Origin of the sequence: Williamwhitmania taraxaci (assembly GCF_900096565.1) — a bacterium.
Taxonomy (GTDB): domain Bacteria; phylum Bacteroidota; class Bacteroidia; order Bacteroidales; family Williamwhitmaniaceae; genus Williamwhitmania; species Williamwhitmania taraxaci.
In genome coordinates, this window is the sequence record NZ_FMYP01000056.1 from 21,137 (window position 1) to 28,150 (window position 7,014).

Consider the following 7,014-nt stretch of genomic DNA (forward strand, 5'->3'; position numbering starts at 1 on the left):
ATTGAAAACGATTTGTATGATTGCCTGAAGCAAAAAGAAATATAAGGTCCAATCTCCCAAAATAAGATGAGGTTTTTTTTGCCATTTCGGATACCGCTATTTTCCTACAGCCTATCTCGCCACTGCATTGTTCTGCTATACTATTCCTATTTGCCTCTAATTGTTTTCAGCTAAAAAAGTTAACGTGTGTCAATAAAGGTTAATTGCAAAAAAGGCTTGCTTTGCTTTGCTATATTTACTGTTGATTTTACAACCCAGATAGTGTAAACAAAATCAATCTCCTCTTTATTTTTATTCAGAATCGCCAGCCTCAGAAAAACACAATGAAGAAAATCTTTTTATCCGCATTAGGTATTATTTGTCTTGTAACCGTTCAGGGACAAACCATAAAGGCCAAGCGACAGCAGGAGGTTGACTACTTGCTAAAGAGCTATGCCGAATCGGTGCCCGACACGTTGCGCGGACTTACTCCCGACGAGTGGAATAATCGCGTAAACGCGCTGCGCAGCGCGGTAAACAGCAGTAAAACAGGGGATGATTACTACATGTCGCTGCGCTACTTTGGGGCGCTTATCTACGACTACCACTCCGAATTCCCCGACGGGGGTCTGTTCAACCGGAACCTTATCTTCTTGAAAACGGATACGGTATTGCCAATATGGGTAAAGAATTGGAGCGACGGGCGCACCTTTCTGGTGAAGGACTACACCGGGAAAATCCCGGCCAAGGCCGAGTTGCTTACCATTAATGGCTACTCAGCGCAAGCACTGAGCCTTCGGCTGCGCGACCTCAACCCCGGTGAGGATCGCTACGCCTTCCCTATAATGAACGAGCGCGAGCAACCCGATATTCGAGGCTGGGCAACCCTTTCCAACCTGCTATTCATGGAAAAGATGCGCCCACCCTACTCCATTACCTACCGGGAATATGACGACACCTCCACAAAGGCTGCTACCCTGCGCGGCATGATGCGCGACAGCATTTTCCACGCCTATAAGAAATCGGGCGATAAGCGCAGGGTTCGGCAATCCATAAACTACAGCAAATGCCCCATTGTGTACCACCGCACAAGCAACGAAACAGGCGTGCTTACCATAAATATGTTTTATGGGAAGAGTATTCTGCAAATGATGCTGTGGGGTGGCGATAACCGCTATAGCAAGTTGCTTCGGCGCAGCATGAAGCAGATTGAGCGCGATGGAATTAAAACGCTGGTTATAGATATCCGTGGCAATCCCGGTGGATTCATGGGAAGCGTGCTGCGCACCATGAACTACCTCTCCGACTCTTCGATAACGGAGTATGAGGTATTCAAAGTATCGGAAAAGAGTAAAGTTACAGCAATTCCGCTGCTTAAGAATACCTACAGACTCTACTATGGAAGGAAACAAAAAGCACAAAGAGACTCGTCGGTAGCCATATTCAAGCGCATGCCCAACGGCAGCCTCTTCCCTCTCGATACCTTGCTGCCGCTGGTGCATAAGCCGCTGAACTTGAAGCATAAGTTTCATGGAAAGGTTTATGTGCTTACCGATGCGCTTTGCTACTCTGCCAGCATAGTCTTCTGTAATATGGTGAGAGAAACAGGCTGCGGCATTATTGCAGGGGAAGCTCCGGGCGGGTTCATTCAGGTTACCGGTGGGCCACGGCTCTCCTTCAGTGGCTCAAGCCACCGGTTCATCCGCATGAATCCAACCTACTCCCTAACCTTAATACCCACCGAACCAAACTACAGCTACCTAAAAATGGATATCCCGCTGGAACAAACCCTCGACCAGTGGCTAAACGGGAAAGACGATAAGCTAGAGCGGCTGCTGAGCATAATTGAACTGTCAAAATAATTAAAGTAATCAATCAAAAACCCCACCCCTTCCACCGCTGACAGTGGAAGGGATTGGGGATAATAAATAAACCAACCTATTTTAAACAATTCGTCGCTTGCACCACATATGAATTGCTAGTCCAACTTATCCCAAAATAATCCCTAAGTTTGTATTATGAAGTCGGGACTGCTATACGGCCTGTTTGTAATAATGCTTTTGCTTGCAGTATCATCGGGAAACGGAGATACGGTAAGAGAGAGCGCGAGCGTACAGTCCTGCCAGCAAATTGTTAATCACGAAAGTATAATTCCAACGGCCAGTATTTCTGCTGAAAAGTTGCTCCCATCGTTCATCTTCCTAAAGGTTATCGGAAACGTTTCGAAAACAGCACATTTCCTTTTTTATACAGTCACCATTCGCCAGTTTCAAGCCAAGTTTACGCTCGTTAAGCCGCAAAGAAAGACTTCACACACAGTAATACAATTCTATACCTCCGAGACGGACGATACCCATCACCTCGCCTAATAAATAGTGGGCTTTCCGCTAAGCCCATTGCTTTCCTAAGCATTTTTCTATTTATTAATTTTAATCAACGAGGTTATGATTTACCATTATATCAAATCGTTTATCGCAAGCGCGAAACGGAATCGCTTTTTCTACTCCATAAATTTGGTAGGCTTTTTAACCTGTTTTCTTCTGCTCACCCTCATATTCACCTACGTATCGCAGGAGTTAAGCTTCGACAGGTTCCACAAAAAAGTTGACACCATCTACCGCCTTCACCCCGCTGGGTATGGGGTAACACCGCTCTGCTTTGCCGATAAGCTAAAGGATAAGTTGCCCGAAATAACCGGCATGGTGCGCTTTTCGGCAATAGATTTAGCCATCGATCATAAAAACACGATGGTGCCGATTGAAAAAATATTCTACACCGATCCGGAAGTGTTTCAGGTGTTCTCCTTCCCGCTCCTCTCCGGCGATGCCCACACTGCCTTGCAGAAACCATTCTCAATAGTGCTCAACCAAGCTACCGCCCACAAACTGTTTGGGAATGCCACGCCCCTGGGCGAAACCCTTCGCGCCAAGGATGGAAAGGTTTACACCATTACCGGCGTAATGGCTGATATTCCCTACAACTCGCACCTCCAATACAATGCTTTTGTATCCATAGAAACCCTCAAGCAGCTGGGCGACGAAAGCGCTCTCGGCTGCAGCACATGGTCGAACCTGCTCTACGTAACCTTGCAAGAGAAATCGAACAGGGCTGAGGTGGAAACGAAAATTAATGCCATTCTGGACGAAGACAAAATGGAGGGCGACGATGGAAAAATTCAGCTACGTCTAGAGTCCATGAAGGATATCTACTTCGACTCCAACAACAACCGCTTCGATGGCAGCAAGCACGGCAACATGCAAACAGTGTTGCTATACCTCGGCATCGCAATCCTAATTCTGCTCACTGTAGTCATCAACTACATCAACCTTTCCACCGCCATTTCGGGAAGCAGAGCCAAGGAGATTGCCATCCGGAAAATCAACGGCGCAAAGCGGATCCAAATTATTGGCCAAATACTGGTTGAAACAGTTGGCATAGCGCTCATCTCGTTTGCCGTTGCGCTGGCCATTATTGAAATGCTACTCCCCCAGCTTAGCAGCCTGCTGAACCTACAAATTTCGGCATCCACAAATCGGCACGTCCTATACCTCGGCTACTTTGTTGGAGTGGTAGCCGTAGGAGTTATTGCCGGATTAATACCGGGTGTATTTCTATCCAAAACCAACGAAATAAAGGTGCTGAAAAATGAATCGACACTCAACGCTCGTGGGCATCATCGGAAGATACTCCTCTCCATTCAACTCATTATTGTGGCCGTGCTGCTGAACTCAACCTTCATAATCAACGCTCAAATTGGCTACCTATTCAAGAAGGATATGGGCATTAGTTCCCAAAACGTGGTTTGCTTCCGGCTGGACAAGGAGTTGGCCGAGAAGCAGCAGGTAGTAAGGGCAAATCTGCTTTCAAATCCAAAAATAAAGGCCGTCACTATTTCCTATGCGCTTATTGGCGATGGATTAGGAAAAGCACCACAAACCTGCGATAGCAATACCGTAATGTGCAACATAAACTCCATCGACCCTGAATACATGCAGCTGTATGAACTCAAGATGAAGTATGGTAGGAATTTCGACCGTAGTATTCCAACCGACTCTAGCAACAGCTGCATAGTGAATGAGTCCACGTGTAGGGCGTTGGGCATTGAGAACCCTACCGATAGAATGTTCAGCAGCAAAAGGATAGTTGGCGTGGTTTACGACTTCAACTATACTTCCCTCCACAACCAAATTGAACCATTGATGATTCGTCTCAGCAATATGGACGATAGCTATGTTCAAATCAAAATTGATGAGAATAATCAGAATGAAACGCTGCAGTTCATCCGTAACACGTGCAACAGCCTATCGCCAACGTATAATGGCGATTATATCTTTCTTGAAGATCGGATTACCGAGCTGTATAAATCGGAATTAGACCTTAAGCGCAGCTTTCAAGTCTACTCCATCGTGACGCTCATTGTGGCAATGCTCGGCCTGTTTGGCTTAACCCTGTTCATGATTAACAAAAAGATGAAAGAGGTGAGCCTACGGAAACTCTTCGGGGCAAAACTTTCGGATACCTTCAGGCTGCTCACCAAGGAGCAGCTGTGGATTGCCGCCGTTGCAAACATTCTGGCCATTCCCATTACCTACTGGATTACGAATAGGTGGTTGAGCAACTTTCAGTATCGGGTAGAGATCAGCGCGCTTCCCTTTCTAGAGTCGTTCATTATCACAGTTATTTTAATTGTGCTGGCCATATCGTTTTTGATTGTAAAGGCACATAAAACAAAGATGATAGACGCCTTGAAGCATGAATAAAAGGCATCCGCTGCAACACAATTAAAAGAAAGATTCCTCATTCATCATTGGGAGTCCTTACACTTGTTGATATTATTTCATCATTAAATTAAACGATTCACTTGCAACTCCACATATGTCGCTTATCTTCAACCCTCAACCAAACAATAAACCTATGAAGAAAACAATTTTATTTTGCCTTCTGCTGCTGGGAGGCGTCACCGCCTTTGCGCAACCCTTTGGGTTGGTGTCAAAGAGTCTAAACCCAACCGATTTAAAAGGAAAAGAGTTCCGTTACAAGGGACACATAACCTTTGCACCGGGAGATACTGCCTCAACCGGACATCTTTGGATAAGAGTCGATTTAAAGGATGGACAGATGGGTTTCTTTGAAAACATGGAGAAAAAGCCAATCCGTGCCACCAGTTGGAAGACATTCGAGATAACCGGAACCATCAATAGCGATGCCGAAAACATCACGCTTGGCTTATTTATTTTAGGAAAAGGCACCTTAGGTGCAGACAAGTTTACCTTCGAGGTGAAGAATGCCAAGGGGGGCTGGGATGCCATTGCCCTTGAGAATGGCGGATTCGACCAAGCCAATACCGAAGGAACCCCCGATAAGTGGAATGTAAAGTCAAATGACTATAGCTTCACCATCGATAAAGCAAACCCATTGGAGGGTGAAGGTTCGCTGCTAATTCAATCAATTGAAAAACCGAAACCGATTTTTGAAAATGGACCGGAGATTCTCCTCCCAAAGCCATCACTCAAGGGGAGCATAAGTGTTGAAGAAGCATTAAACCAGCGTCGCTCCATAAGGGATTATGCCAACGACTCGCTTACCATCGATAACGTTTCGCAAATGTTGTGGGCTGCCTATGGCGTTAGCGATAGCATTAAAGGGCGCAAAACCTATTATCTAAAAACGGCCCCATCGGCTGGAGCACTCTATCCGTTAGAGATTTATATTGCCATTGGAAAGGTGAAAGGCATGAAGCCGGGCATTTACCACTACTCCCCCATTCGCCATTCCATTTCATCCATTACCCTTGGCGACTTCCGCAGCAACCTCGACAACGGTCAAGGAATGGTGGAGCAAGCACCGGCTACCCTTGTATTCACTGCGTTTTATGAGCGCACCACCTCCAAGTATGGCGACAGAGGTAAGGATCGCTACGTTTGTATGGATCTCGGCCACGCCGGACAAAATGTATACCTGCAAGCCGTTGCCCTTGGCATGGGAACCTGCGCAATTGCTGCCTTTTCTGATGGAGGTGTAAGCGCACTCCTCAACCTAAAGAAAGAGGAGACACCCCTCTACATTATGCCTTTCGGAATGCTTGTAAAGTCTGAAAAATAGACACAATACTATCTGTATTGAGTTGGGCAGGCCTCCGAAAGGGTGGCCTGCCATTTTGTTTAATTGTATGCCCGCGCAACCTCCTAAAAATAGTCGTTACGAACACTCCCAATTCTCTGCTAAAGGTTATATTTGTATCTTATTATATGGTGAAGCAGCATAATAAATTCCAATATGAGTATATCTACACGAGTTGCCTGCAATGGAAAAGGCAGAAACGAGAACAAGGAAGCATATTTATTTGTAATTTTTATTTTGACAATAATATTATTTTGCATCCTTATTGTAGGATGCAAAAAGGAAGAATTACCTGAAAAGTTGCCTGAATTAACAATTGTTGGTGCAAATACTTTTGGATGTATGATTAACAATGAGATTTACATTCCAGAACATAGAAAAGTAACGTTTGCTCTCAATCCAATAATCATTGAATATCCAATTCCCCCAGAATATTATTTTGCAGTATACACAAATAGGATTACTAATAATTCAGATACAATTAATAATGCGGCAATAAGTTTCAATGCAAATAATATTAATAAGCCTGGCCGCTATGTAATAAATTATGGCAAGGTTAAATACAATGGGGCTTATTATAACAATAGTTCGGTAATAACTAGTGTAAATATTTGACAATCAGAAAAATAGGCGTGAATAAATTTGAATAAGACCTTAGAAATCAGTATCTTAAAAGATTATTCCAGTAATTTTCTAAGCATGATTCCTAAGGTCAGTAATATTGTTAAGTATTACATATACAGCACATTAAACAATGACTGTTTTAATAAACTCAATAAAACTCGCAAAGATTTTGTTGTAAGCGTTCTTTGGCACATTTTGAGTATCAAAGGTAGGATAAATTTCTTACAGCTGGGTCGCTTTAGCCAATCTAGCGAACAGACCTACCGCAACCAGTTCGAGAAACCGTTCGAT

General features: G+C 44.4%; 5 protein-coding genes and 1 pseudogene. All 6 read left to right on the forward strand.

Annotated elements, in window-relative coordinates; genetic code table 11:
- The first annotated feature begins 323 nt into the window (after positions 1–323).
- On the forward strand, positions 324–1,841 hold the full coding sequence (locus BLS65_RS13215) for a S41 family peptidase (protein WP_092439771.1): 1,518 nt from the start codon (positions 324–326) through the stop codon (positions 1,839–1,841).
- 156 nt (positions 1,842–1,997) lie between these two features.
- Positions 1,998–2,348 (forward strand): hypothetical protein, encoded by a 351-nt coding sequence (locus tag BLS65_RS13220; RefSeq protein ID WP_092439773.1) that lies wholly within the window; start codon positions 1,998–2,000, stop codon positions 2,346–2,348.
- Positions 2,349–2,423: 75 nt separating this feature from the next.
- Positions 2,424–4,739 carry an ABC transporter permease gene (locus tag BLS65_RS13225; protein ID WP_092439775.1) on the forward strand — a complete coding sequence of 772 codons (2,316 nt, stop codon included), beginning with the start codon at positions 2,424–2,426 and terminating at the stop codon, positions 4,737–4,739.
- Between the two features lie 154 nt (positions 4,740–4,893).
- Positions 4,894–6,081: a SagB/ThcOx family dehydrogenase gene (locus BLS65_RS13230; RefSeq protein WP_212590553.1), complete on the forward strand. Its 1,188-nt coding sequence runs from the start codon at positions 4,894–4,896 to the stop codon at positions 6,079–6,081.
- Between the two features lie 174 nt (positions 6,082–6,255).
- Positions 6,256–6,714 (forward strand): Riean_0653 family protein, encoded by a 459-nt coding sequence (locus BLS65_RS13235; protein ID WP_092439777.1) that lies wholly within the window; start codon positions 6,256–6,258, stop codon positions 6,712–6,714.
- 84 nt (positions 6,715–6,798) lie between these two features.
- Positions 6,799–7,014: pseudogene (locus BLS65_RS18635) on the forward strand (hypothetical protein); the annotation flags it as partial.